Origin of the sequence: Jatrophihabitans sp. GAS493, assembly GCF_900230215.1 — a bacterium.
In the GTDB taxonomy this organism is placed as follows: Bacteria; Actinomycetota; Actinomycetes; order Mycobacteriales; family Jatrophihabitantaceae; genus MT45.
Window position 1 is genome coordinate 765,583 of sequence record NZ_LT907982.1, and the last position, 25,416, is coordinate 790,998.

18 protein-coding genes are annotated in these 25,416 nt (G+C 66.1%); 5 read left to right on the plus strand and 13 right to left on the minus strand.

Annotated features, from left to right (window positions below):
• Positions 1-13: 13 nt before the first annotated feature.
• The 4 genes from pucL to CPH63_RS03555 all read right to left on the minus strand — a co-directional run bounded on the left by pucL (position 14) and on the right by CPH63_RS03555 (position 5,771).
• Positions 14-886, minus strand: a complete 873-nt coding sequence (gene pucL / locus CPH63_RS03540) for a factor-independent urate hydroxylase (RefSeq protein WP_096301600.1) — start codon at positions 884-886, stop codon at positions 14-16.
• A gap of 82 nt (positions 887-968) precedes the next feature.
• Positions 969-3,578, minus strand: a complete 2,610-nt coding sequence (locus CPH63_RS03545; protein ID WP_096301601.1) for a molybdopterin cofactor-binding domain-containing protein — start codon at positions 3,576-3,578, stop codon at positions 969-971.
• Complete coding sequence (locus tag CPH63_RS03550) at positions 3,571-4,383, minus strand: FAD binding domain-containing protein (RefSeq protein WP_096301602.1); 813 nt, start codon at positions 4,381-4,383, stop codon at positions 3,571-3,573. Before CPH63_RS03550 ends, CPH63_RS03545 begins: the two co-directional genes overlap by 8 nt.
• The gene (locus CPH63_RS03555; RefSeq protein WP_096301603.1) at positions 4,374-5,771 is read right to left on the minus strand and encodes an 8-oxoguanine deaminase; all 1,398 of its coding nucleotides are present in this window, start codon (positions 5,769-5,771) and stop codon (positions 4,374-4,376) included. Before CPH63_RS03555 ends, CPH63_RS03550 begins: the two co-directional genes overlap by 10 nt.
• Positions 5,772-6,011: 240 nt before the next feature.
• Here CPH63_RS03555 and CPH63_RS03560 point away from each other — a divergent pair, with 240 nt between their 5' ends.
• Entirely contained in the window at positions 6,012-6,446 is a 435-nt protein-coding gene (locus tag CPH63_RS03560; RefSeq protein ID WP_096301604.1) for an HNH endonuclease, read from the plus strand.
• A gap of 171 nt (positions 6,447-6,617) precedes the next feature.
• On the plus strand, positions 6,618-7,859 hold the full coding sequence (locus CPH63_RS03565; RefSeq protein ID WP_096301605.1) for an EAL and HDOD domain-containing protein: 1,242 nt from the start codon (positions 6,618-6,620) through the stop codon (positions 7,857-7,859).
• A gap of 45 nt (positions 7,860-7,904) precedes the next feature.
• Here CPH63_RS03565 and CPH63_RS03570 read toward each other — a convergent pair whose 3' ends face one another.
• From CPH63_RS03570 to CPH63_RS03595, 5 genes are read right to left on the minus strand one after another with little or no spacing between them, the layout of a single operon-like run.
• On the minus strand, positions 7,905-8,369 hold the full coding sequence (locus tag CPH63_RS03570; protein WP_096301606.1) for a hypothetical protein: 465 nt from the start codon (positions 8,367-8,369) through the stop codon (positions 7,905-7,907).
• A 30-nt stretch (positions 8,370-8,399) separates the two neighbouring features.
• Positions 8,400-9,089, minus strand: coding sequence for a hypothetical protein (locus tag CPH63_RS22040; protein ID WP_157749247.1), 690 nt, complete (start codon positions 9,087-9,089; stop codon positions 8,400-8,402).
• A 9-nt stretch (positions 9,090-9,098) separates the two neighbouring features.
• Positions 9,099-10,463 (minus strand): ABC transporter permease, encoded by a 1,365-nt coding sequence (locus CPH63_RS23470; protein ID WP_096301608.1) that lies wholly within the window; start codon positions 10,461-10,463, stop codon positions 9,099-9,101.
• Entirely contained in the window at positions 10,460-11,227 is a 768-nt protein-coding gene (locus CPH63_RS03590; RefSeq protein WP_096301609.1) for an ABC transporter ATP-binding protein, read from the minus strand. The genes CPH63_RS23470 and CPH63_RS03590 overlap by 4 nt, the downstream gene beginning before the upstream one ends.
• A complete protein-coding gene (locus CPH63_RS03595) occupies positions 11,224-12,711 on the minus strand; it encodes an efflux RND transporter periplasmic adaptor subunit (RefSeq protein ID WP_157749248.1) in 1,488 nt (495 codons plus the stop codon). Before CPH63_RS03595 ends, CPH63_RS03590 begins: the two co-directional genes overlap by 4 nt.
• Positions 12,712-12,882: 171 nt before the next feature.
• Here CPH63_RS03595 and CPH63_RS03600 point away from each other — a divergent pair, with 171 nt between their 5' ends.
• The 3 genes from CPH63_RS03600 to CPH63_RS03610 all read left to right on the plus strand — a co-directional run bounded on the left by CPH63_RS03600 (position 12,883) and on the right by CPH63_RS03610 (position 15,618).
• A complete protein-coding gene (locus CPH63_RS03600) occupies positions 12,883-13,710 on the plus strand; it encodes an alpha/beta fold hydrolase (protein WP_197704557.1) in 828 nt (275 codons plus the stop codon).
• 187 nt (positions 13,711-13,897) lie between these two features.
• Positions 13,898-15,025: an acyl-CoA desaturase gene (locus CPH63_RS03605; RefSeq protein WP_096304923.1), complete on the plus strand. Its 1,128-nt coding sequence runs from the start codon at positions 13,898-13,900 to the stop codon at positions 15,023-15,025.
• A 182-nt stretch (positions 15,026-15,207) separates the two neighbouring features.
• Complete coding sequence (locus tag CPH63_RS03610) at positions 15,208-15,618, plus strand: hypothetical protein (protein ID WP_096301611.1); 411 nt, start codon at positions 15,208-15,210, stop codon at positions 15,616-15,618.
• A 531-nt stretch (positions 15,619-16,149) separates the two neighbouring features.
• On the opposite strand, the gene CPH63_RS03615 is transcribed toward CPH63_RS03610, so the two are convergent.
• The 4 genes from CPH63_RS03615 to CPH63_RS23475 form a co-directional block, all read right to left on the minus strand.
• On the minus strand, positions 16,150-18,063 hold the full coding sequence (locus CPH63_RS03615; protein WP_096301612.1) for a DUF6801 domain-containing protein: 1,914 nt from the start codon (positions 18,061-18,063) through the stop codon (positions 16,150-16,152).
• Positions 18,064-18,483: 420 nt separating this feature from the next.
• The gene (locus CPH63_RS22045; protein ID WP_157749249.1) at positions 18,484-19,881 is read right to left on the minus strand and encodes a DUF6801 domain-containing protein; all 1,398 of its coding nucleotides are present in this window, start codon (positions 19,879-19,881) and stop codon (positions 18,484-18,486) included.
• 404 nt (positions 19,882-20,285) lie between these two features.
• Positions 20,286-22,007: a DUF6801 domain-containing protein gene (locus CPH63_RS03630; RefSeq protein ID WP_096301614.1), complete on the minus strand. Its 1,722-nt coding sequence runs from the start codon at positions 22,005-22,007 to the stop codon at positions 20,286-20,288.
• A gap of 277 nt (positions 22,008-22,284) precedes the next feature.
• Complete coding sequence (locus CPH63_RS23475; RefSeq protein ID WP_172892125.1) at positions 22,285-25,218, minus strand: DUF6801 domain-containing protein; 2,934 nt, start codon at positions 25,216-25,218, stop codon at positions 22,285-22,287.
• Between the last annotated feature and the right edge of the window lie 198 nt (positions 25,219-25,416).

The following is a 25,416-nucleotide window of genomic DNA, read 5'->3' on the forward strand; positions in this document are numbered from 1 at the left end:
GTGCTCGGTGGCGCTACGTCCAGGCGATTCCGGCATCCGGGGCGTCGTCGGCCAGTACGTAACCCTCGATCAGCCCGTACGGGCGATCAGCCGCGTAGTACACCTCGTTGTCGTTGGTCAGGTCGAACGGCTCGAGATCGACCAGGAAGTGATGCTTGTTCGGCAGGGCCAGGCGGACCTCGCAGATCTCCGGCACGTCGGCCAGGATCCGCTCGCCCATCGCATAGAGCGTCTGCTGCAGCGAGTAGCTGTAGGTCGTGGCGAAGGCATCGAGGAGGGAGGCGGTGGCGGTGGCATACGCGTCGGCCCACTCCACCTCGGTTCCGCGGAAGCGCCAGGTGGCACTGACCTGGGTCGCCAGCATGCGGTCCTTCGTCTCACTGAGGGTGGTGTACGGATCCTTCGGAAAACCGAAGAATTCAGAGTTCGTCGTGTTGAGCACGACGAGCTCCTTCAGACCACCGATGACACTTGTACCGAGCTGCTCGTCGTGCAGCACGGTGGTCGTGCGGACGACGCCGCCGGTGCGGGAGAAGGAGTGCGGCCCGCCGGGGAGCGACGTCCAGGGGTACTCCTCGATGCTCAGACGAGCTCGGGTGATCGGCTCCTGGGTGCCGACGAAGTGCTCGGCCAGGGCGATCGCGAATGCCTCGGGCTCGACGCCACCGAGCTTCTTGGCGAAGGCATAGGCCGTGTTCTTCTGGGTGTCAGTGGCCAGCACGTTAGCGTTGTCGCCGGTGAGATGGGTGGCGGCCAAGTCCCCGGAGAGCGAGCTGGAGACGTTCCAATCCTTGATCTGATCGCCGCCGTCCGGGCCGGTGCCGCGCGACACGTGCACCACCCGCACCTCGGCCTTGCCGTAGCGGTTGAATCCCAGAACGCTCATGCCGTGCGCCTCTCTCGACTTAAGTCACCATTTCGGCTGCGTGTTTCATTCCGGTTCTGTTCACGTGCCGTTTCCATTTCCGTCAACTTTGCACAGCCTGCAGTCGGGCCCAGATCCGGTCGCGGGTCAGTGGCAGCGACTCGAAACGGACCCCGGTGGCGTCGCGGAGCGCGTTGGCCAGCGCCGGTGCGACCGGGTTGAACGGGCTCTCACTCATCGGCTTCGCTCCCATCGGCCCGAGGTCCTCGTAGCTCGGCGCGAAGTAGACCTCAGTCGACGGAACGTCCGCGAAGGTAGGGATGTGGTAGCTGCGCAGCGTCGGGGTGGTGACCGTACCGGTGTCGTCGATGTCGACGTGCTCGAACATGGCCGCACCCAGCGCCTGAGCCACCCCGCCCTCGACCTGACCGCGGCACTGCATCGGGTTGATAACCGTCCCGGCGTCGGCCGCCTGCACGCTGAAGAGAATGCGCAGCTCGCCGGTCGCCGGGTTGACGGCGACCCGGAAACCCTGCACGTTGAAGGTCACCGAGCGCGGCGTGCCGTCGGTGCGTCCATCGGCGGTGAGGGGCTCATGATCGGCCGGAGCAGCGTCGATCAAGCGGCGCAGCTCGGTGGCGGCGATGAGCGTCGCCTTCCCGGCCACCATGGTGCCGGTGGAGCCGTAGGCCCCGGTGTCGTGCGGTACATGATCCGTGTCCGACTGCACCACCCGGATCTGATCGGGGCGGACGCCCAGCGCGGTCGAGGCGAGCTGCACATGAACCGTGGTGGTGCCGTTGCCGAACTCCGAGGTCCCCACCTTCAGCTCGAAGGTGCCATCCGCCGCCTCGCTGATCTGCGCGTGCGCGATATGCCCACCGGGCGGCGTGGTGTCGAGCATGGTGAAGCCGACGCCTTCACCGACCAGCCAACCCGCCGGGGCCACCTCGCCGCGCCCGCTGGCCAGTGCCGTCTGGACGAGGTCGATGCAGTCCGGCAACCCGTAACTGCCGATCGAGACGTCCTCCAGTTCACCCTCGATGGCGTGCAGCTCATCACCGGCGCGTACGACGTTGCGCAGCCGGAACTCGATCGGATCGATGCCCATGCCACGGGCCAGCTCGTCGATAGCCGAGTCGACGGCGAAGGCCATCTGGCTCACCCCGTAGCCGCGGAATGCCCCGGCCGGAAGGGTGTTCGTATAGACGGCAACCGCGTCCACCTTCTTGTTGGTGCAGTTGTAAAGCGAGATCGCCTCCCCGCAGGAGTGAAAGAGCACCCCCGTCGAGTGATTTCCGTAGGCCCCGGCATTGGAGACGGTGCTCACCTGCATTGCGGTGAGCAGGCCATCGGCATCGGCTCCGAGCCGGACGCTGATCCGCATCGGGTGACGGGTGGAGGTGGCGATGAACTGCTCCTCGCGGGTGAACTCCAGCTGCACCGGGCGGTCGAGACGAAGCGCGGCCAGCCCGACGAGTTCCTCGACGAACATCTCCTGTTTGCCGCCGAAGCCTCCCCCCACCCGTTCGACGAATACCCTTACTTTCTCGCGTGAAAGCCCGAGGAGCTTGGCCAGCGCGTCACGGGTGAGGAATGGGGTCTGACTGCTGGTGCGCACCACGAGGCGGTCACCCTCGGTCCAGGCGATGGCCCCGTGGGTCTCCAGGTGCACATGCTGCACCCGGTGGATCGCAAAGGTGTTCTCATAGATCGCGGTCGCCGCGGCGAAGCCGGCCTCGACGTCACCGAGGTGGCTATGGATGTCGGCGGCGAGGTTGCGCGTCGAATCGGCGACGAACTTCTCAGGCCCCTTTCCCGGGTGCAGCAGCGGCGCGCCCGGCGCCGTCGCCGACTCAGGGTCGAAGACCGCCTCCCGGAGTTCGTAGTCGACGCTGATCGCGGCGCAGGCCTGGTCGGCGATCGCCAGCGACTCCGCCACCACCGCGGCCACTCGCTGCCCCTTGAAACGGACGTGCCGATCCAGCAGCAGGGTGTCCTGCGGGTCCTCGTCCGGGTTCTCGTGGCGGGCGGAGGAGAAGTGCCGCTCGGGGGCATCGGCGTAGGTGAGGACGAGGTGCACCCCAGGGATGGCGGTGGCGGCCGAGGTGTCGATGGAGCGGATCCAGGCCGAGGCGTGCGGAGAGCGGAGCAGCCGCATCTGTAGTAGGCCAGCCGGCGCCGTATCCATCGTGTATCGAGCCCGGCCGGTCACCACCTGCGGCCCGGCCGGAGCCGGCAGATTCCGTCCGACGGCGGCACCCTCCGGTACGAGGTCGGCCTGCTTCACCCCACAGATCGCGTCGCCGATGGCCCGGTAGCCGGTGCAGCGACAGAGATTCCCCTTGAGCGACCTGGGCAAGTCGGCCAGCTGGGCCTCGTCGAGGGCGGCCGTCGTCATGATCATGCCGGCCGTGCAGAAGCCGCACTGCAGCCCCTGGGCGTCCAGGAAGTTCTGCTGAACCGGATGCAGCTCAGCGCCGCCCAGCCCCTCGATCGTCGTCACTTCGCGACCCAGGGCCCGGGTGGCCGGGTAGAGGCAGCTGTGCACCGGCACCCCCTCGACGTGCACGGTGCAGGCACCGCAGTCTCCGGCGTCGCACCCCTTCTTGACCCCGAACCATCCCTCGCCCCGCAGGTAGGTGCGCAGACACTGGCCGGGCAGCGGGGGCGTCTCGGCCGGAACACCATTGACCACCGGTAGATCAGTCATCGCGCAGCTCGTCCCGTACTTCGCGACAGAACGTCGCCGTCATCGCCCGCCGCCACTCGGGGGCACCGTGGACGTCGTCGTAGTAGACCGCGCCGCAAGCTTTCAGCGTCTGGCCCAGCTGGGCGTCGGTGGGGATGGTGGCGAAGCGCAGCCGCACCGGGCGGGTGGTCGCAGCGGTCACGGTGATCTGCAGCGACCCGTCGCCGTCCCGCCGCCCGATCACCAGCGCGGCTGAGCGACCGAGATTGTTCAGTGAGATCTGACGGAAGGCGGTCCGCCCCCGCAGCGCCTCGGCCGGCAGTGTCACCGAACGCAGCAGGTCGCCAGCCGACAGCACGTTCTGGTTGGGCCCGGTGACGAAGTCGGCCACCGGGACCTCGCGGCTGCCGCCGTCGGCGCTCCAGATGAGGCAGACCCCGTCGAGGGCCGCGGCCAGGGAGGTCATCGGCCCAGCCGGGAGGCTCATGCAGATGTTTCCACCGACGGTGGCGACGTTCCAGATCTTGAAGGAGCCGAGCAGCGCCTGGCAGCACTGCAGCAGCAGCGGCGCGGCCCGGTACTGAGGTGCCAACTGGAGGCGAGCGAGGTCGGCGATGGTGCAGGTGGCCGCGATCTCCAACCCGTTCTCGCCGAGCTGCAGCGGGCTCCAGCCGAAGGCCGCCAGGTCGAAGAGCCGCTGCACGCCGGGCTGCGGCTCGGAGAAGAGCCAGGTGCCACCGGCCAACCACCGGTCACCCGGGCGCCACTCGGCTTGCGGGCGGCGATCGGTTGCGTCGGCTAAGGCGGTTACCCCGGTCAGGTCCAAGGAACGCTCCCCCCGGCCGGCCGCACCGAGGCGGCGGCGGCCGCCGCGTTCCGGGCCAGCGTCTCGACATCGGCGGTCAGCAGTTCGCCGCCGGCGACCACCGCCCGCCCGTTGACGTACAGCCGATCCAGCGTCGTCGCGCCGATGACCAGGGTCACCACTGGGTCTTCGATGCTGGCCCCAGCCAGGTCGTCAATCCGCCAGACCGCGATATCAGCCAGCTTCCCGACCTCCAGCGAGCCGAGTTCCTCCTGCCGACCGAGGCAACGCGCCCCGCCCATGGTGGCCAGGGCCAGGGCCTCGCGGGCGTTCATCGCGAGCTCACCGTCACGCACCCGGGCCACCAGCAGCGCCTGATGGAGCTCGTCGAGCATCCGCCCTGACTCGTTCGAGGCCGCACCGTCGACTCCCAGGCCGACGATGGCCCCAGCGTCCAGCAGGGCCCGGATAGGTGCGGCACCGGAGCCCAACCGCCCGTTGGAGGTCGGACAGTGGGCGACGCCGGTGCCGGTGGCGGCGAAGCGGCTGACCGCCTCGTCACTGAGATGGACACAGTGGGCCAACCAGACGTCCGGTCCGAGCCACCCCAATGACTCGAGGTACTGGGGCGGGGTCAGGCCGAACTTCTCCAGACAGAAGGCCTCCTCGTCCAGGGTCTCGGAGATGTGGGTGTGCAGCCGTACCCCTCGTGCGCGAGCCAGAGCGGCCGACTCGCGCATCAGCTCTCCGGTGACCGAGAACGGCGAGCAGGGCGCGAGGGCGATCCTGGTCATCGCATCGAAGGCGGGATCGTGCCAGCGGTCGATCGCCGACTCGCTGGCGGCCAGGATGGCATCCATCGTCTCGACGACGGAGTCCGGAGGCAGGCCGCCGTCGGATTGGCCCAGGTTCATCGAGCCACGGGTCGGATGGAAGCGCACTCCGATGTCGCGGGCGGCGGTGATCTCGGCCTCCAGCAGGTCGCCGACACCACTGGGGTAGACGTACTGGTGATCCATGCTCGTCGTGCAGCCGGTGAGAGCCAGCCAGCCCAGATTGGCCGCCGACGAGGCGTAGAGGGACTCAGCATTCAGCCTGGCCCAGATCGGGTAGAGCGTGGTGAGCCATCCGAAGAGCGTGGTGTCGGTGGCGTACCCACGGGTGATCCACTGGTTGAGGTGGTGGTGGGAGTTGACGAACCCCGCCGTAACCAGCCGCCCCGAGCCGTCGACCCGTATCGCCTCGCCCCGGGCGATCGCGTCCTGGTATGACTGCGGCGCCGGCCCGGAGCCGACGGCCACGATATGGGTCTGCTGCACCACAAGGTGGCCGCTGCCGTATTCGCGACCGCCCGCATCGCCGGTGACGACGTGCGCGCCCTCGATCACGGTTACCGCGTCGGGGGTCATCGCGTCGGGGTCATCGCGTCGGGGGTCATCGCATCCACAGGGTTCTCTCCACTTGTGTCTCCAGCAATTAGCGGCACCAGCCTGCCGGGCCCTTATTTCGCGGGTGTTGCCACCTCCGATTGAAGCAGTGTTTTGGCCCCGCGTAGAAGTAACCGCCAGCAGTCTCCGATTGCGCGAATTCGAATTCAGCCACATTATTTTCCTCGACAACTATTTCGATGCTCGAAGGTGGTGGTTCGCATGTTCGGCTCGGATGCAGTTCTGACCGCGCTGATCGCGACTACGGCCCTGATCTGTCTGGTCGTGATGGTGGCGCGGGGGGTCGCGCTCAAGCCATCCCGCGACCGTGACCCGATTCGGCGCTTCAGCCACGACGAACTGATCGAGGTGGTCTCCCGGGCCGGCGGGCGCTGCGAACACCACGACTTCCTGGGGCGCCGCTGCGAGGCGACCACTGGCCTGCATGCCGATCACGTCCATCCGCACAGCAAGGGCGGGCAGACGTCGCTGGCCAACGCCGCCGCCCTCTGTGCCTGGCACAACATGAAGAAGGGCGCGCGGGTCCCCTACGACTGGGAGATTCAGCGTCTGGAGGCCCGCCGGGTCGGCTATTTCCCGCCTGGTGTCCCGAGAGGCATCGTGCGTCGAGGCAGCCGTTCACAACACACGGCGTAGCTGGCCGAACCGGCTCGGTAGGAACGAGCTAAGAGTTCAGTCACACCTGCATCTTTGAAGCTGTTCAGTACGACACGGGGCGCCAGCCTCGCTAGCATGTGGATGCGCCTGTTGGACGGGTTCGGGGGGCTTCGGCCATAAGAAACGAGTACCACCGTGTCCCTTCCCTCGATGAGCAGTGCGACCTCCGATGTCGTCGTCGGACGGCAGAGTATTCACGGGCGAGACAGCAAGATCGTCGCCTACGAACTGCAGTTCCTCTCCGTCGACGAGGCGAGCGAGCAGACTGGCTTCTCCGGCGAGGAGATGACCGACACCGTGCTCTTCGGTGCGATCAGCATCGGCCTCAAGCGTCTGATCGACGGGAAGATGCTCTTCTGCAGCGTGCCCCGCGCGGTACTGATCGGCGACATTCCGCTCACGCTGCCGCCGCGAATCACCGTGCTGCAACTCGATAAGTCCGTGGCCTCGGACCCGGAGGCGATCGCCGGTTGCCGCCGCCTGATCGACGCCGGCTTCCAGCTCGCGATGGACGACTTCGAGTGGACGACGCTCTCGCCCGAGCTGCTTCCGATGCTTTCGGTGGTGAAGGTCGACGTTCACGATGTGCCGGTGAACCGGCTCGTACAGGCCCTGGAGCGTTACGACCCGTACCAGATGCGCCTGGTGGCCAAGAACATTCACACCGAACAGGAGTGGGAGACCGCCCACAGCCTTGGCTTCGAACTCTTTCAAGGGCAGTACCTGCACCGGCCGGTGGCCGTCGCCGGACGCAAGCTGGAGCCGAGCAACCTGGCCCGATTGAAGATGGCCGCCACCGTTCTCAGCCGCACCCTGGACTTCGAGGAGCTTGAGGACGTGCTGCGCCGCGAGCCCGGCCTCACCTATCAGATTCTGCAACTGGCCTCGATCGGGCGGGTCGGCGAGACCGGGCGCAAGATCCACTCGATTCGCGAGGCGCTGATCATGGCCGGCAGCTATCGGATCCAGAACTGGCTGTCCCTGCTGCTGGCCCGGTCAACCGGTCAGTCCTCGGGCGATGCCATGGTCGCCACGCTGACCCGGGCGCGAGCCTGCGAGCTGCTGGCCGCCACCCTGAAGACGCCGGATGCCAAGAGCGCCTTCGCGGCCGGGATGCTGTCGGGCTTCGACGCCCTGCTGCAGATGCCCTCATCCGAGGTGATCCGCACCCTGCCACTGGCCCCGGAACTGCAGGAGGCGGCCTTCGGCACCAAGACGCCGCTGGCGCGGGTTATCCGCGACGTCATCGCGTACGAGGATCTGCCGACCGGGACACCGTTCAGCGCCGGACCGGCCATCACCTCCGACGCCACCGCGTCGCAGATCGCGACGGCGCTGGCGCAGGGGTTCAGCTGGGCGATCGAAGCCAACGAATCTATTTCCGCTGCGTGAGCAGCAATTGAAACCAGCTGCGTAAGCGGGCCCCGGAACTTCGGCCTAGTTGTTGGCTGACGCCGGTGCTCCACCGCCGGCCGGCAGGGTGATCCCACAGGCCTTCAGCGCCGCCTGGATCTTGGCCTGCTGAGCGGAGTCCATCCCACCCGGCGCACCCGAGGGGCGCGTCCCGCCTGACGGCATGGCTCCCGACGGCATGGCTCCGGACGGACGGGTGCCACCCGAAGGCATGGCCCCCGACGGCGGCGTTCCGCCCTGACCGCCCGGACCGCCCTGACCACCGCCGGTTGGCTGGGAGATCCCCGCGGCCGTGAGGCACTGCTGGACCTTCGCGTTGTTGAAGAGGCCGCCCCCGCTTGCGGCCGAGCCATTGGCTGCGGCGGCCCCCGTGCTGGCTGCGGCCGAACTGGATGTCCCGGAGGTCGTCGAACCGCCGCAGGCGACCAGGGCGCCGGAGGCGAGCAGGATACCCGCGCCAGCCAGAGTGGCTCGGTGAATTGCCTTCATTTAATTGCCTTTCGGTACTTTCGATCAGGGTTAGCGGACGGTTATCGAGGTGGCGGTCACCGTTGCGTCGGCGGCGGTGCTTCCAACCACGGTCACCGAGTCGCCCGCGGCCAGGGCTGGCGCCGATACGGTCTTGGTGACCGTGGTCGTCTTGGTGAGGGTGACCTTGACCTGCTTGTCGGCCAGGTTCTTCACCACCATCGAGGTTCCCTTGAGGCTGACGACGGTTCCGATAACGGCTGGGACGGCGCTGCTGTCGGTCGAGGACGCCGTGCCGGTGCCGGTGCCGGTGCCGGTGCCGGTGCCGGTGCCAGCTCCGGTGCCGCTGCCCTGCGGTCCGAAGGCGCCGGCGCCAAAGCCCTCTCCACCGGCGGCCCGGGCTCCCCCTGGACCGGCAAAGGCACTGGTGGTGGTGGTCGCGTGGCTCTTCTGCAACTGGATGCCACCGAGCAACCCGACTCCGGCGATGACGGCCGCGATGAGCAGCAGGCTCAACCTTCCAAGGCGTTGCCTGGGGCGCGGAGCGAACTCATCGTCAACGGTGTCGACGAAATCATCCGAACCATCGGAGCCTGCCGGCAGGCCGGCTACCGACGTCTCCGCGTCGCCGGTGATCCACTGCCCGGCGCCGAGCACCGGTTCGGTACGAGCGTCGTCGTCCGCACTGCTCATCGGGAGCGAGCCGAGGTCGGCGGTGTCAGCTGGGGTATCTGATCTCATCGTGCGTCCTTATTCATATCGGAGGGCATCGATCGGTTTGAGCGATGCCGCTCGGTTCGCGGGGTAGATGCCGAAGAAGAGCCCGATCACCACGGCGACGCCGAAGGCGAGGCCCACCGACCAGGGCGCGACCACCGGTTGAATTCCGACTATCTGGAAGCGGCTGCCGATGAGCCCGACCACCACTCCGACCGCGGCGCCGAAGATCGTGAGCATCACCGCTTCAGCAATGAATTGCACGACAATGTCGGCCTTACCGGCGCCGATCGCCTTGCGGATGCCGATCTCGCGGGTCCGCTCAGTGACGGTGACCAGCATGATGTTCATGACGCCGATGCCACCGACGAAGAGACTGATCGCCGCCACCGCACCGAGCAGAATCGTCAGGGTGTGGGTCGTACTGGTAGCGGTCGCCACCACCGAGGAGGCGTTGCTCACCGTGTAGTCACGGGTCGAGGAGGTGACGTCGTGACGGGTGTCGAGCTCGCTGTAGATCGCGTTCTCGGCCTTGGTCACGTTGCTCGTGGTGGTCGCCTCGACGACGATGCTGGAGAGGCTCTGGCCGACTCCGGTGAACTCGTCCGCGACCGCGGTCAGCGGGGCCACCACGAGGTCGTCCTGATCGGTGAACCCGGTTGACCCCTTCGCGGTGAGGACACCGCGCACGACGAAGTTCTTCCCGTTGAACTGAACCGTCTTTCCGACCGCGTCCGAGGCGGTACCGAAGAGATCCTTCGCGACGGTCGATCCGATCACCGCGACGTCGCTGCGTGTGCTGTAGTCGTTGTCGCTGAAGGCGGTTCCGTACTGCACGGTGTCGTTGTTGATGGTGAGGTAGCTCGGTGTCGAGCCGATGAAGCTCGAGACGGTGTGGGTGACCCCGGTGTAGCCGGAGACCACGGACGATGCGGTCACCACCGGCGCGATGTCGGCGATGCCGGCGGACGTTCCCTTGGCGGCCACCGCCGCCGCGTCGGCCAGGGTCAGGTCGGTGGAGGAGGACCGGGTGCTCGAGGTGGAGCTCCCACTGCTGGAGCCACCCCCGGCTCCTCCACCGAACCCGCCTGCTCCGGGCGCACCCCCCGGTGCGCCCCCGCCGAATCCAGCGGCCCCGCCAGCCCCTCCAGAACCTCCAGGACCGACGGCCGACTGCCCGGCGCGTCCGTTCCCACTCGCTGAGCGGTTGATGGTGAGCGTCTTTGTACCCAGAGCCGAGATCCTCTTGGTTACCGCGGCACTCGACCCGGTGCCGACCGAGAGCAGGATGATGACCGCCGCCACGCCGATGAGAATGCCCAGCGTCGTAAGCAGCGATCGAAGCTTGTTCGAGCCGATTCCCCTGGCCGCAAAGCGCAGGGATCCGAGGAGATTCATGAGGCGACCGCTTCACTTTCGAGCGCCTCGCCCGACTCCGAACCGAGGGCGTGGCGTGCGGCCACCGACATCGGGAACTGGCGCACATCGGAGATGATCTGCCCGTCTTTCATTCGGATAACTCGCTTTGCGTGCGCGGCGACGTCCTCCTCGTGAGTGATGACGACGACCGTGCGCCCCTGCTGGTTCAGCCGGTCGAAGAGGGCAAGTACCTCCTCGGTCGAGTGCGAATCCAGTGCGCCGGTCGGCTCGTCGGCTAGCAGCAACACCGGCTCGGTGACGATCGCGCGGGCGATCGCCACCCGCTGCTGCTGGCCACCGGATAGCTGGGTCGGCAGGTGTCCGGTGCGATCTCCCAGTCCGACCGCCTCCAGCGCCGCAAGCGCCCGCTGTCGCCGCTGCGCCCCACGCACTCCGGCGTAGGAGAGGGGCAGGGCGACGTTGTCGACGGCTCGGGTGCGCGGAATGAGGTTGAAACTCTGGAAGATGAAGCCGATCTTGCGGTTTCGGATGATCGCCTGCTGATGCTCGTCCAGCTCCCGGACGTCCACGCCATCGAGTAGGTACTGCCCGCGGGTGGTGTCGTCTAGGCACCCGATGATGTTCATCAGCGTTGACTTGCCGGAGCCGGAGGCTCCCATGATCGCCAGGTATTCACCGCGCTCGACGATCAGATCGACATCGCTCACCGCATGTACTGCGGTGTCTGCGGATCCGTAGATCTTGCTGGCTCGGTGCAGGGCGATGACGGGGCGCCGGGTCATCGCCCGCCACCGCCGCCGAGCAGGCTGCCGGCACCGCTGTTGCCACCGAGCAGGCTTGAGGTCGAGGAGGTGGTCGTCGGGATGACGATCACCTCACCGGCGGTGACTCCTGAGGTGATCTCGGTGAAGCCGTCGCCGACCAGGCCGGTCGTCACGGTCACCCGCTTGGTGCTCGAGCCGTCCTGAACCTCCACGGTCTTCGACACACCCGCGGTGGTGACGGCGGTCGTCGACAGTCGCAGCACTCCGGTCTTGTTGGCTGTCGTAATGGTGATGGTCGCGCTCTGGCCGAGACGCAGGCCGGTTGGAACCGTGGTGAGGGTGACGGTCACCCCGTAGCTGACGACGTTGCTGGAGACCGTGCTGGTGAGGTCGACCGCGGTGACGGTTCCGGCGACGGTGGTGCCCGACGCGGTGGTGGTCACTCCCGGAACTGCGGCGGCGGCGGTGCCACTACTGCTCGAGGTGAGCGCGGCGAAGGTGATGCTGGCTGCGTCGCCGACCTTCACCGATCCGATGTCGGACTCCGAGACACTGGCCGGCACGGTGATCGCCTTCATGTTGGCGACAGTGATGAAACCACTGCTGGTGCTGGTCTTCGCCGCAGTACTGGTGCTGGTGCTGGTGGTCGAACTTGTGCTGCCGGTCGAACTTGTGCTGCCGGTCGAACCGGTACTGCTGCCGGTGGAGGAGGTCGCGGACGTCGTCGACGTGGAGGTGCTGGAACTGGAGGCCACCGAGCCGGAGCCCGGGGCGAGGCCGACCGAGCCGTTGACGGTCACCACGGTGGCGGCCACCGGGGAGGTGAGGGTGCAGTCGCCGAGCGTCGCCTTGGCCGCAGTGAGATTCGTCTGCGCGGTGGTGACGGCCTGGGCCTGCTGCGTCGAGCTGGCCTCAGCCGAGGCGAGCTGGCTCTCCGCACTGGAGATCTGCTGCTTGTCCTTCAGGACGGAGGCCTGGTACTGCAGCTTGGCGTTGGCGATGTCAGCGGCCAGCGTCGTCGCGTCCTTGGCGTCCTGCTGCTGGGCCTTGGCGACGCCCGCGGTGTAGGTGTTCTTCGCCTGCGCTATGTCCAGCGCGGCACTGCTTTTGGCGTCGCTCACCGCGGTGCTGGCCTGCGAGATCGACGTATCGAGTTCGCTCTGCGCTGCTGTGAGTGCGGTCTGGGCGGTGGCTACCGCCTCGTCGGCGGTGGTCGTGTCGACGGTGGCCAGTGCCTGCCCGACCTTGATCGTGTCTCCGGGCTTTACCAGCACCGAGGTGAGGGTTCCGGTGCAGTCGGTGAAGGAGATGCCCAGATTTGTGGCACTCTCTGCCGTGCCGCTGGCCGAGACGGTCGCCGATACGTCACCGGTCGTCACCGTGGTGGTGGCGATCGTTGCCGCCTTGGCCGAGGTCGTGCGTAGCATCGCCCAGCCGGTCACCGAAATCGCGATCAGGGCCACCAGTAGTACGCCGTTCACAATGAGAGTGCGTCGCCGCATCGAGTACCTCGTGTCATGTCAGGGTCGGCAGCCGGATGTTCGGCGGCTGCCGATCAGGGATTTCCAAGTCAGTGATTGATACTGGCGGAGCGAGTCCCAACGAGGTCTCAGCTTCAGATCAAGCTCAGGTCAACGCTTTCCATGCGCTGGCTGTGGAGACGAGGAACGGTTATGACTGCCACACCGACGGGCCTGCGCGGCGACTATCTGGAGGTAGCCGGGCTTCGGCTGTACTACGAGCGCAGCGACGAGTTCACCGCCGGGGGGCCCCCGCTGCTGCTCCTGCACGGCGGGTTGCTCAACATTGACCTGAGTTTCGCGGGGTTGCTTGCGGCACTGGTTTCCGGTCGCGGGGTGATCGCCCTCGAACTGCAGGGACACGGCCGCAGCAGCGACGGCGACCGGCCGTTCACGGTCTCAACTCTGGCCAGCGACGTGACGGCCCTGCTGGATGAGCTGGGGCTGGAGCAGGTCGACATCCTCGGCTTCAGCCTGGGCGGCCTGGTCGCAACCGAGTTCGCCGTCGAGCATCCCGGGCGGGTACGCCGGCTGATCCTGGCCTCCACGCATTTCCGCGGCGACGGCTATCACGCCGAGATCAACGATCCGGGGTTGCACGCTACGTCGACCCGGATGCCGAGCGAGGCTGACTTTGCGGCGATGCAGCAGTCTTACGCCGAACTGGCGCCCGACCCGGACCACTTCGCCGAATTCCTGGCGAAGGCCTCGGCCGCGGTCGGCTCCTTCGACGGCTGGAGCGACGAGGCGATCGCGGGCCTGCCCGGGCCGACCCTGCTCGTGGTCGGGGACCACGATTTCGTCAGGCTGGAGCACTCGGTGGATTTCCGGCGCACCTGCGCCGAGGCCAACTTGCGGTGCTGCCGGCGACTACGCACATGCAGGTCATGGACCGGATCGAGGTTCTGGTTCCGCTGCTTGAACGGTTCCTCGACGAACCGGATGGGAGTACGTCTGTTCACTGACGTCATGCTCTCGTAACGGGATGGACACCGTCCCTTTTGTCAATTGTTTCCGGTACTGCAGGCCTCGTTGCAGGCAACTCGCCACAATTTCGACATGAGCATTGACAATCTTCCGGATAAGATGCGAGCCTGTCAGTGAACGTTCGTTCACCGAAACTTCGGTCCGGCCCAGAAGCTTGCGAGCCGATCATGAGGAGCTGATCATGACTACCGCACATCTCACCTTCGAACAGACCGAAGAGCTGGGGCGGGAGCTCGACGCGATTCGGGCCGAGCTGGTCGCGAAGCTCGGCCAGGAAGACCGCGACTACATCTACAACGTCATCAAGGCTCAGCGGGCGCTTGAGGTCGTCGGCCGGGGAGCCATGTTCCTCGGCTTCCTGCCTCCGTTCTGGTTCGCCGGGGTGGCCGCGCTGTCGATGTCGAAGATTCTCGACAACCTCGAGATCGGTCACAACGTCATGCACGGGCAGTACGACTGGATGCGTGACCCGGCGGTGAACTCGAAGATGTTCGAGTGGGACAACGTCTGCCCGTCCGAGCAGTGGCGCCACTCGCACAACTACATGCACCACACTTACACCAACATTCTCGGCAAGGACCGCGACATCGGTTACGGCCAGTTGCGCATGGACGAAGGCCAGAAGTGGCAGCCGTACTACCTGGGCAACCCGATCTACGCCTTCCTGCTGATGATGGCCTTCGAATGGGGCGTCATGGCCCACGACCTCGAGCTCAACAAGATCTTCGACGGACGCAAGCCCTGGAATGGACCGGAGACCCGAGCTCAGCGCAAGCAGATCTGGGAGAAGGGCGTCAAGCAGGTGATGAAGGACTACGTCCTCTTCCCGGCGCTCACCGGCCCGCAGTTCATGCACACGCTGGCCGGCAACGCGGTGGCCAATGTCGTCCGCAACATCTGGGCCTTCGGCGTCATCTTCTGCGGGCACTTCCCGACCGGCGTGCAGGTCTTCAGCCGGGCGGAGACGGAGAACGAGACCCGCGGCGAGTGGTACATCCGGCAGATGACCGGCTCCGCCAATATCTCCGGCGGTCCGATCCTGCACATGCTCTCAGGGAATCTCTCGTACCAGATCGAGCATCACCTTTACCCGGACATCCCGGCTCGTCGCTACGCCGAGGTGGCCCCGCAGATCCGCGAGATCTGCGAGCGCTACGGCCTCGCGTACACCACCGGCCCGCTGCCGCGGCAACTGGCGCAGGTTGCGGTCAAGATCTGCAAGCTGGCCCTCCCGCCACGTAAGAAGTCGCGCAGCGCCCGCAGTAGTGAGATCCAGCGTCCCGAACTCAGCGCGGTCGCCGCAGCCTAGCGATCACCTCGTACGCTGCTTCGCCTCCCGGCTCGCGGGGGTCCAGCGAGTAGGAGCAGCCAGCCAGACGCGGTAGCTACCCGATGCGGGTCGCTACCGCTTCTGTGTTTCTGGATCGGCGGGGCTAATGCCAGGGCGAGCTGCTGCCGATAGGTCAGGGGAGAACTGACGATAGGAGCAGTGTGTCCGGCGAGAGCCTGCGCTACCGGCTGACGGTGGGGTGCGAGAGTGGCGGCGTTCGCATGCCCATTCTGCAGACCGCTGGCGTCTGGGTTGAGGCGGCCGTGGCGCTGAACCTGGCCTGCTCGATCATCGGCAAGCCGCTCAACGTCGCCGACGAGACGCTGCAGCGCAACGGAGTCGTGGCAGCCCCCTGCATTCCGTTCGGCTGGCGGTACGTGAAGCACCTACCGGTTGCCGGCGTCTCGATCGATCGGGTCAAGCTGGACGCCGACGGGCACGAGACGGCGGTTGACACGTCGTTCCCCGGGCTGCATCTTGACGCGAAGCGCGCGGGAGGGCTGCCGAGCGTGGGCGCCATCGGGCGACGGCCGGCCAGCCGTATCCTCTGGCGCGCCGACGACGCCGCCTAACCCAGCGCGACCCCCGACCTGGGGAGTTAAGTTCCCGGATTCCGGGAATTTGACTCCCCAAGATCGGCAAAGATCCCGTGCTACGTGCACCCCAGCGCGCACATAGCCGGATCGTTCGGTGAAGCGAGGCGTCCGTGCCTGTTTGGGGGCTTACCACTTGGGGCCTGACCAGTTGGGGCCTGACCAGTTGGGGGCTGACCAGTTGGGGGCTGACCAGTTGGGGGCTGACCAGTTGGGGGCTGACCAGTTGGGGGCCAGGCAGGAGAAGCACGGCCTCGCCCCCCGGCGAGTGGCTTCTCCTGCCTTTCGGCCTAGGAGCTCTTTCGACGTCCCCCGACGCCCGGCCCGAACTCCTACTTACGACACTAAACGATAATCACACATTTGTAATTTCGAAGTTGGGATTTCTTAAAATTGGCCGGATGAACACGGCATAACCTGACAAAAACGGGCAGGATCAGGCCGGGCCACCCCGGTCGCAGCCGCTGGCGGCTTGCTCCCGGAGTGGCCCGGCTAACCTGCTTGAGCTAGCTACCCCTTCGTGGCCAGTTTCAGCGTGAGGGTGTTGGCGTTGCCCGGGAAGATCGCATTGAGCAGATCGGTCAGCGCGCCACAGTTGGCGAGCTTGCCGATGGCGAACTTGCTGCTGAGGGTGCCACCGGTGAACGGGCTGAACTCGCCCTTTCCGTTGGAGGCCAGGTGAATGCTGACCGGCGACGCGGTCGTGCAGTTACCTGAGGTCAGCGGCAGCACACCAAGAGCCTTGACCGACTTGACGCCGAGGTTGGCCTTCAGATCCGCCGTCACATCCGTCGCACCCGCAGCCAACTGCCCCGTGAGCAGACCCACCTGCGTGAACGACGACACGATCGTGGTCGGGATGAACCCGAACAGCGACGCATTCACCGTGATATCCGGAATCGAGGACGTACCGGTGAACGAACCACCCTTGAGGTTGACATCCGTCGAGATCGTCCCCGGACCAACCTTGCCCGTCCCATTCACCGTCGGCAGACCAATCGTCCCCGTGGCACTGAAATCGATGTGCGTCAGGTTCGGAGCCGGAGTCGGCGAGGGCGTGGCAACCGGTACGACCCTGGTGTCGACGATGTTCGAGGTCGCCGGGCCGTGGCCCGGGTCGCCGGAACTGACGCAGCACGTAAAGGTGTTTGCGACGTCAGCGTGGACGTGATGGGTAACGCCGACGGTCGGAAACGTGACAGCGCAAGACCCGGACGTGTAGCAGAGGGTCGCACCGGTCGCGTCGTCCACGTATGTGATTGACGTGCCCAATGGCTGCCCACTCCGCGGCCCGCTCGTGTAGAGGGCGGTCGCGGTGTAGGTGGCCGGCGAACCAAGTTCGACCGTGCTCGGACCGATCAGTTGGACGGACACGGAGTATGGGGCGAGATCACCGACCGGTGTGGGCGTCGGTGGTACCGGCGTCGGCTGGGGCGTCGGAAGCACCGATGCGATGACGACGGTGAGGGTGTTCGACACATTGTCCCGTCCGCCGTAGTCCAGCCCGTTCCAGCTCTCCGTCGTAGCGATCAGGTTGTGCGTGCCGGAGTTGAGGTAGAACGTCCCCGTGAAAGTGGTCGAGATCCCGTTGGGCGCGGTGCTCGTTCCCAGGAGCGTGGTGCCGTCGTAGAACGAGATGTGCCCGACCGGAAGTTGCGCCGTCGCTGTGTAGGTGAACGGTGTGGCCTCAGCCGCCGCGCTGGTCGGACCGGAGAGCACCACATGCTGGTTCACCGGAATCGGCGTGCCTCGCGGTGTCGGCGGTACGGGCGTCGGCGTCGGGAAGTCGAGCACCGGCGTCGGCGGCGCAGTTGTCGGCGTCGGGTCATGAACGGTGTTCGAACTGACCGGAATCGAGGCCAGGACGAGGTTGTCGCCGGCGTTGAACTTGCAGGGGATGATCTGCTTGGCCGCCGGGAGCACGCTGGTGCCGGCCGCGTTCTTCGGGTTGAAGACCGCGTTCACCGTCGTCGCGGTCAGCACGGCGGTGCCGGCCGAGGTGAGGGTCGCGGTCGGCGAGGGGCCGGTGGCCGTGATGGTGAACTCCGGACCGTCTCCGTTCTCGTCCTGCGTCTGCGGCACCGGGGTGACCGGTACCGTGGCGACGATCGAGAGATCCGACGGCGATGCATTGGTGAGCGTCGCGCCGGCCGTGATCGAGCCCTCGAGGGTCGTCGCCCCCAGGATCTGCAGTGCGTCGGTGGTGGCGACGTTCAGCACGATGCTGATGCTGAAGTTCAGCAGCTGGACGGTGTCACCAACCACCGCCCTGTCGGGAATCGTGGCACTGATCTTGGCGTCATACGACTCGGCGCCGGCGACCGGAATGGTGCAGGTAGTGGGAACCGTCGCGTCGATCGTCGCTGCAGCGGCCGGCGATCCACCGGCGTTCAACATCGCGAACGCGCCGGCGGCGAGTCCCACAACTCCCAGCCCGGCAATTGATCTAGATCTGCTCCACCGCTTCAGCGATGAGGGCGTGGCTTTACCACCCATGGACATAACTCCCTCGATTGGCGGCCGCGACGGGCCCCGTGCCATCGGTCAACTTAAGAGATGACTGTGTCGCCACCGCGCCTTGAAGTTACGTCCTGTTGCACCCAAATACAACAGTTTGCGCCAAGGCAATATACCGTTATTACCGGTACTGCCTCGACTGCCGAGTAGTCAAGTTCTCTATTTCCCAATCAACGTGAATCGTCAACGAAGTTCGAGGGAATCTCGACGGCGATGCCAGTGCGTTCGCAGCACAATGGCCGGGCATCACCGTACTTGGCGGCGATACCCGGCCATTGGCCTTACTTCTTACCTACTGGTGGACTTACTTATCGACGAGCGATCTGGTCAGCTGTCCTGCGCAACCAGGTCAAGCGTCAGGGTGTTGTTCGGACCCGGGAAGATGACGTTCAACAGCGGCGTCAGCAGCCCGCAGTTGGCCAGATTCCCGATAGCGAACTTGCTGCTGACGGTGCCACCGGTGAACGGGCTGAACTCGCCCTTTCCGTTGGAGGCCAGGTGAATGCTGACCGGCGATGCGGTCGTGCAGCTACCGGAGGTCAACGGCAGCACACCGAATGCCTTGACCGACTTGACTCCGAGGTTCGCCTTGAGGTCGGCTGTCACGTCCTTCGCCCCCGGTGCCAGCTGACCGGTGAGGTCACCGAGCTGCGTGAAGGAGGAGACGATCGTGGTCGGGATGAAGCCGAAGAGCGAGGCCTTCACCGTGATGTCCGGGAAGGTGGACTTCCCGGTGAATGAACCACCCTTGAGGTTCACGTCGGTCGAGATGGTGCCTGGACCAACCTTTCCGCTGCCGTTGACCGTCGGAAGTCCGATGGTCCCCGTCGCGTCGAAGTTGATGTGAGTGATGTTCGGCGCCGGAGTCGGCGACGGCGTACCACCCGGGGTCGGCGTCACCTTCGGCGTCGCAACCGGAGTCGGCGTCACCTTCGGCGTCGCAACCGGAGTCGGCGTCACCTTCGGCGTCGCAACCGGAGTCGGCGTCACCTTCGGCGTCGCAACCGGAGTCGGCGTCACCTTCGGCGTCGCAACCGGAGTCGGCGTCACCTTCGGCGTCGCAACCGGAGTCGGCGTCACCTTCGGCGTCGCAACCGGAGTCGGCGTGCTGCCGGCGGTCACCGGAATCTTGGCCAGTACGAGATTGTCACCGGCGTTGAAGCTGCACGGGATCTTCTGCTTGGCGACCGGAAGCACACTCGTACCGGACGCGTTCTTCGGGTCGAAGACGGCATTCACGGTGGTCGCCGTCAGCGTCGCGGTGCCGGCCGAGGTCAGCGTCGCCGCTGGCGAAGGGCCGGTTGCGGTGATCGTGAACGCCGGGCCGTCGCCGTTCGCATCCTGCGTCTGCGGCACCGGCGTGGATGGCACGGTGGCCACGATGGACAGATCGGACGGGTCGGCGTTGGTCAGCGTGGCGCCGGCGGTGATCGAGCCCTGCAGGGTCGTCGCCCCGAGAATCTGTAGCGCGTCAGTGGTCGCGACATTCAGCAGGATGCTGATCTTGAAGTTATCCAGCTTGACCGAGTCACCGACCTTCGCAGTGTCCGGCACGGTGGCGGTGATCTTCGCGTCGTACTGCTCCGCGCCAGCCACCGGAATCGTGCAGGTGGTGGGGACGGTCGCGTCGATCGTCGCGGCCGAGGCCGCAGATCCGCCGCCCATCAGCGCGGCAGTGACGCCGGCGGTGAGACCGACGACCGTCACACCCGCAATGGATTTCATGGTTCTACGCCGCACAAGAGGTGCTGGCATCATAGATCTCCCTTTGATATACGGCGAGACGCGAACGAGCCCCGTGCCCATTTCTTGGTAGCTGTCTATATCGCCGTAATTTGAACCTACGGACCAGTAGCAAGAAATTCAACTCCTTAAGCAATTCAGATTTTGTCGGCCTTACGAACTATCCAGCTATCGGAGGGATGCTGCGTTTGTCCACGTATTTGTTCCGTGTTCTGTGGTCGCTTGTACGCCTAGTAGGCGGATTCCCATAAACGTAAAGGCCGGGTTACGCCCGCCTGACGGACGCAACCCGGCCTTTAATGCCCAGCTAACTTAGCGGGTTCAGCAATTGCGGAATATACCCAGCGAATTGATATCTCTAACGCAAATTCGCGTGGCATTCATAATTACGTGACGGTAATCGTTCCCAGCACCAGGCTCTGGCCGGAGTCGAACGAGCAGGGAATCTTCTGCTGCGTCGCGGAGAGCACGCTCGTGCCGGCGGCGTTCTTCGGATTGAAGACGGCGCTGACAGTGGTCACCGAGAGCACGGCCGAGCCGGCCGAGGCCAGCGTCGCATAAGGCGCGGTACCGGTCGCCACGACGCTGAATGCCGGGCCGTCACCATTGGCGTCGACCGTCTGTGGCACGGCGGTCGTGGGCACGGTGGCCGTCGCCTTCAACGCTGTCGGAGTGGCGTGGGTCAGGGTGACCCCGGCCGTCACCGAGCCGGCGATGGTGGTCGCCCCCAGCAACTGGAGGGCGTCGGTGGTGGGGACGCTCAACAGGATGCTGATCTTGAGGCTGGAGAGCGTCACGGCCGCGCCGACCTTACCGCTGATCGGCAGAATTCCGGTGACCTTGGCGACGTAGTGCTGAACTCCGGCAACCGGAATGGTGCAGGTCGCGTTGAGCGTCTTGCTCACCGCGACCGTGGTGGCCGGGGTGACGGTGATCGATCCGAGCACCAAGCTCTGACCGGCGTCGAAGGTGCAGGCGATCTTCTGCTTGGCTACCGGAAGGACACTGGTTCCGGCCGCGTTCTTCGGGTTGAAGACCGCGCTGACGGTTGTCGCCGACAGCACGGCGGTGCCGGTCGAGGTGAGCTTGGCCGTCGGAGCTGTGCCGGTCGCGGTGATCGTGAAGGGCGGCCCGTCGCCGTTCACGTCGACCGTCTGCGGAACAGCCGTGGTCGGGACGGTCGCGGTGGTGGAGAGTGTGGCCGGAGTGGCGTGGGTCAGCGATGTCCCGGCGGTGATCGACCCGGCAATCGTGGTGGCGCCGAGGATCTGCAGTGCGTCAGTGGTTGCCACGTTCAGCAGGATGCTGATCTTCAAGCTCGACAGCGTGACCGAGGCTCCGACCTTGGCGGTTATCGGCAAGGTGCCGGTGATCTTCGCCGCGTACTTCTGCGCGCCGGCGACCGGGATCGTGCAGGTGGTGTTGAGCGTCTTGCTCACCGCGGTGGTCGTTGCCGCCACCGGGATGGTTGCCAGCACCAGACTCTGCCCCGTGTTGAAGGAGCAGGCGATCGCCTGCTTGGCCACCGGTAGAACGCTCGTGCCGGCCGCGTTCTTCGGGTTGAAGACCGCACTCACGGTTGTCGCGGTCAGAGTCGCGGTGCCAGCCGACGTGAACGTGGCCGTCGGCGAGGTGCCGGTTGCGGTGATGCTGAACGCCGGGCCGTCACCGTTGGCATCCACGGTCTGCGGAACCGCGGTGGTGGGCACCGTCGCGGTGATCGAGAGCGGCGATGGCGTGGCATGGCTCAGCGTGGCGGCCGACTTTATGGAACCCTGCAGCGTGGTCGCGCCCAGGATCTGGAGTGCGTCAGTGGTGGCGACGTTGAGCTTCACCGAGATGGAGAAGTTCTGCAATGCCACCTTGTCACCTACCTTCGCACTCGTCGGGATGGTGGCCTTCACGACGGCTGTGTATTGCTGCGCACCGGCCACCGGGATCGTGCAGGTGGTGTTCAGCGTCTTGCTGATGGTCGTGGTGGTGACGGCGGACGCGACGGCGGCACCACTGACAACGGCGACCGCGGCGGTGGCGAGGCCGGCGACCAGGCCGACCACCGTCACACCGGATACGGATTTGATCAGCTTTCGCTTCTCAAATGAATCCATTGGAACTCTCCCTTGGTTAGCGGCGACCACTCGCAAGCCGGGTGCTCGCTACGGTAAGTAACTGTCCGGTCGCCGCAGGAAGTAACCTACGGACTACTCTGCGCAATTACAACGGTTTGCGTGACTTATTCGAATTTTACGATTCGGCCGCATTTGTCAGCATCCTGCCGCGTGGGTCGCCCCCGCTCTGTCTGCCGAACAACCGGTATCGGGCTGGAGACCGGTCGTTCGGCAGACAAAGCAGCATGGTGTGGAGCGGCGGCGATGCGAAGGCGGACTAGCTGGTCTTGGCTGCTGACAGTTTGAGGGTGAGGGTGTTGTTCGCACCCGGAACGACCAGGTTGAGCAGATCAGTCAACGGACCGCAGTTGGCCAACTTCCCGATGGTGAACTTGGAGGTGACGGTGCCGCCCTGGAGCAGGCTGAACTTGCCGGTGCCGTCGCTGGCGAGATGGATCTTCGCCGGGGTGGCCGTCGCGCAGGTGCTTGAGGCGAGCGATATGCCGAGCGTCTTGAGCGAGACGATCCCCAACCGTGCGGTCAGGTCGACCGAGATGTCCCTGGCGTTTGGAGCGACGCTGCCGGAGAGCCCGCCGACCTGTAGGTAGGAGGCGACCAGCGTCACCGGGACGAACCCGAATACCGTCGAGTTGATGGTGAAGTTCGGAACGGTGGTCTGGCCGGTGAAATGACCGGCGGTTAGGTCCACGTCCACCGAGATCAGTGCCCCGGAGATCTTCGCCGTCCCGTTGACGCTGGGGACGGTCGCCGATCCGGTCGCCGTGTAGCTGGCCTTAATGTGTGCCGGCGGCACAACAGGCGTCGGAAGAGGCGTCGGAAGAGGCGTCGGAAGAGGCGTCGCAACCGGCGTCGGATGCGCAGTGGGGATAGGAGTACCCGTCGGCGACGGGACCGGCGTTGGCGTCGGTAGCGGGACCGGCGTGCCACCAATGGGCGTCGGGTTCGGCGTCGGTGTCGGCTCTGGTACTCCCCCGGGCGGAACCGTGCCAATGGCCGCGTTGTCTCCCGCATTGAAAACACACGGAATGATCCGCTTCGCCGGCGGCAGGACGCTCACCCCGGCTGCGTTCTTCGGGTCCAGGGTCAGCGCGAAGGTGGTGGGGAAGAGGCTGATGAACCCGTTGGCGGTGGCCTGCAGGGTCAACGTTCCGCCGCTGGCGACCAGGTCGAACGGTGGACCGTCGCCATTTTCGTTCATCTCCTGCGGTACCGCTGTCGAGGGGAACGTGCCGTTGAAGGCGAGGGCGGACGGGTTGGCATTAGTGGCCGAGAGCCCGAGATCGAGGCTGCCTTCGACGGTGGTCGCCCCCAAGATCTGGAAGACGTCGGTGGTGGCGGCGTTACCCGGGATGCGCACATAGAAGTCCTTCAGCGTGACCGTGTCACCCGCCCTGACCGCGGTCGGCACGTTGGCGCCGATGTGCAACTGGTAGTCCTCGCTGCCGGCGACCGGGACGGCGCAGGTGACGCCGATGTCGGAGTTGAAGTTGGTCGAGGGCGGTGGCGGCCCGGGCGTGGGTGGCGGACCGCTCGGCGTCGGTGGCGGGCCACTCGGCGTCGGGGTGGGGGGTGGCGCGCCCGGCGTCGGGGTCGGGGGTGGCCCGCCCGGCGTCGGGGTGGGCGAGCCACTCACCGTGGTGGTGAAGATGTCCGAGATGGCCGGGGCATAGCCACTGGCTACCGGCCCGCTGCCCCAGGTCGCGGACGCCACGATGTTGTGCACCCCTCCGGCATCGGTGAACGTCGCCTGGCAGGAGGCGACGGTATCCGTGGAGGCCAACTGCAGCGGCGGGCAGAGGACCGTCGACGCTGATCCATCCACCTCGCTGAAGGAGATCGTCGCCCCCGGGGCACTCGCTACCGCGGTGTAGGTCGCCAGCCCGTCGACGCTGCTCGGGCCGTCGAGGGTGAGGGTCGTCGCCGTGATCGTGCCGCTACCGGTGATCGTGATGTGGCCCAGGTCGTACGTCTGATTGGAGCCGAGGGAACAGGGAATTGCCCGCTTACTCAACGGCAGCGTGCTCTGCCCCGCCTCATTCTTCGGATCGATGACCAGCGAGAAACCAGTGGGCGAGAGCACCGTCGATCCGGGTGCCAGCATGATCGCCGTAGTAGAGGTCGCGACACCGCTCACGTCGAACGGAGGTCCGTCCCCGTTGACGTCCACATCCTGCGGAACGGAGGCGGAGATGGGCGCGACGGCGGTCAGCCTGCCGGGACTGGCGTCACCTATCGAGGCCGAGAAGCTGATCGATCCGTCGAGGGTGGTGCTGCCCAGAATCTGCAGCGCGGTCGTGGTCTGCGCGGTGAACGGCACAGTCAGCTTCACGTTCTGCAGGGCGACCGTGTCTCCGACGGCGGCGGTGGGCGGATAGGTCGCCTGAACCTTCGCGTCGTACTGCTGGGATCCGACGACCGGCAGGACGCAGGTGACGGGCACCGTCGTGTCGATCGTTCCGGCCGGAGCCGGGGTCGGGGTCGGCCCGGGAGTCGGTGAGTCGGTCGGTCCGGGCGTGATGTGCGGCGTCGGAAGGGGCGGCGTGGGGGCCGGAGTGACCGGCCCGGAGGACGGTATGGGTCCGTTGGTCACCGAGATGCTCGCCAGCACTTGGCTGCCGGCGTCGAAGGAACACGGGATATTCCGCTTGGCGGCCGGCAGCACGCTCGCACCGCTGGCGCTCTTCGGGTCGAAGAAGGCGCTGACCGTGGTCGCGGTGAGCACCGCCGTACCGGCTGACGTGAGAGTCGCCGTCGGCGACGGGCCGGAGGCGCTGATGGTGAAGGCCGGGCCGTCTCCGTTCTCGTCCTGCTCCTGCGGTACAGCGGTTGTCGGGACCGTGGCGGTGATGGAGAGGTCTGACGGCGTCGCGTGGGTGAGGCTCGCGCCGGCCGTGATCGACCCCTCCAGGGTCGTCGCCCCAAGGATCTGCAGGGCGTCAGTGGTGGCGACGTTGAGTCGGATGCTGATGTTGAAGTCCTGCAGGGTGACGCTCTGTCCGACGACGGCGTCACTCGGGATCGTCGCGGTGACTCGAGCGTCGTACTCCTCGCTGCCGGCGACCGGAATCGTGCAGGTAGTCGGAATCGTGACATCGATGGTGTCGGCTGAAGCCGGGCCGGCGCCGGCGACCAGGACGGAGGTGAGGCCGGCGACGAGGCCAACGATGGCGACCCCGGTGACTCTTCTCATTGTGCGCTCGGACCGGAATGCACTCGGCATGAGTTCGCTCCCTCGAACCGCGACGAGCACCGAGGGGCAACCCCGCGTTGCCCCCACCTGCGGATGCGCACTCGTCGCAGGGTTGAAGCTACGGAGCAGTAACCCAGAACACAATGGTTTTACATGCCGAACTGCTGGTAATTGGAAATTCTTCCAATACCGGGTGGT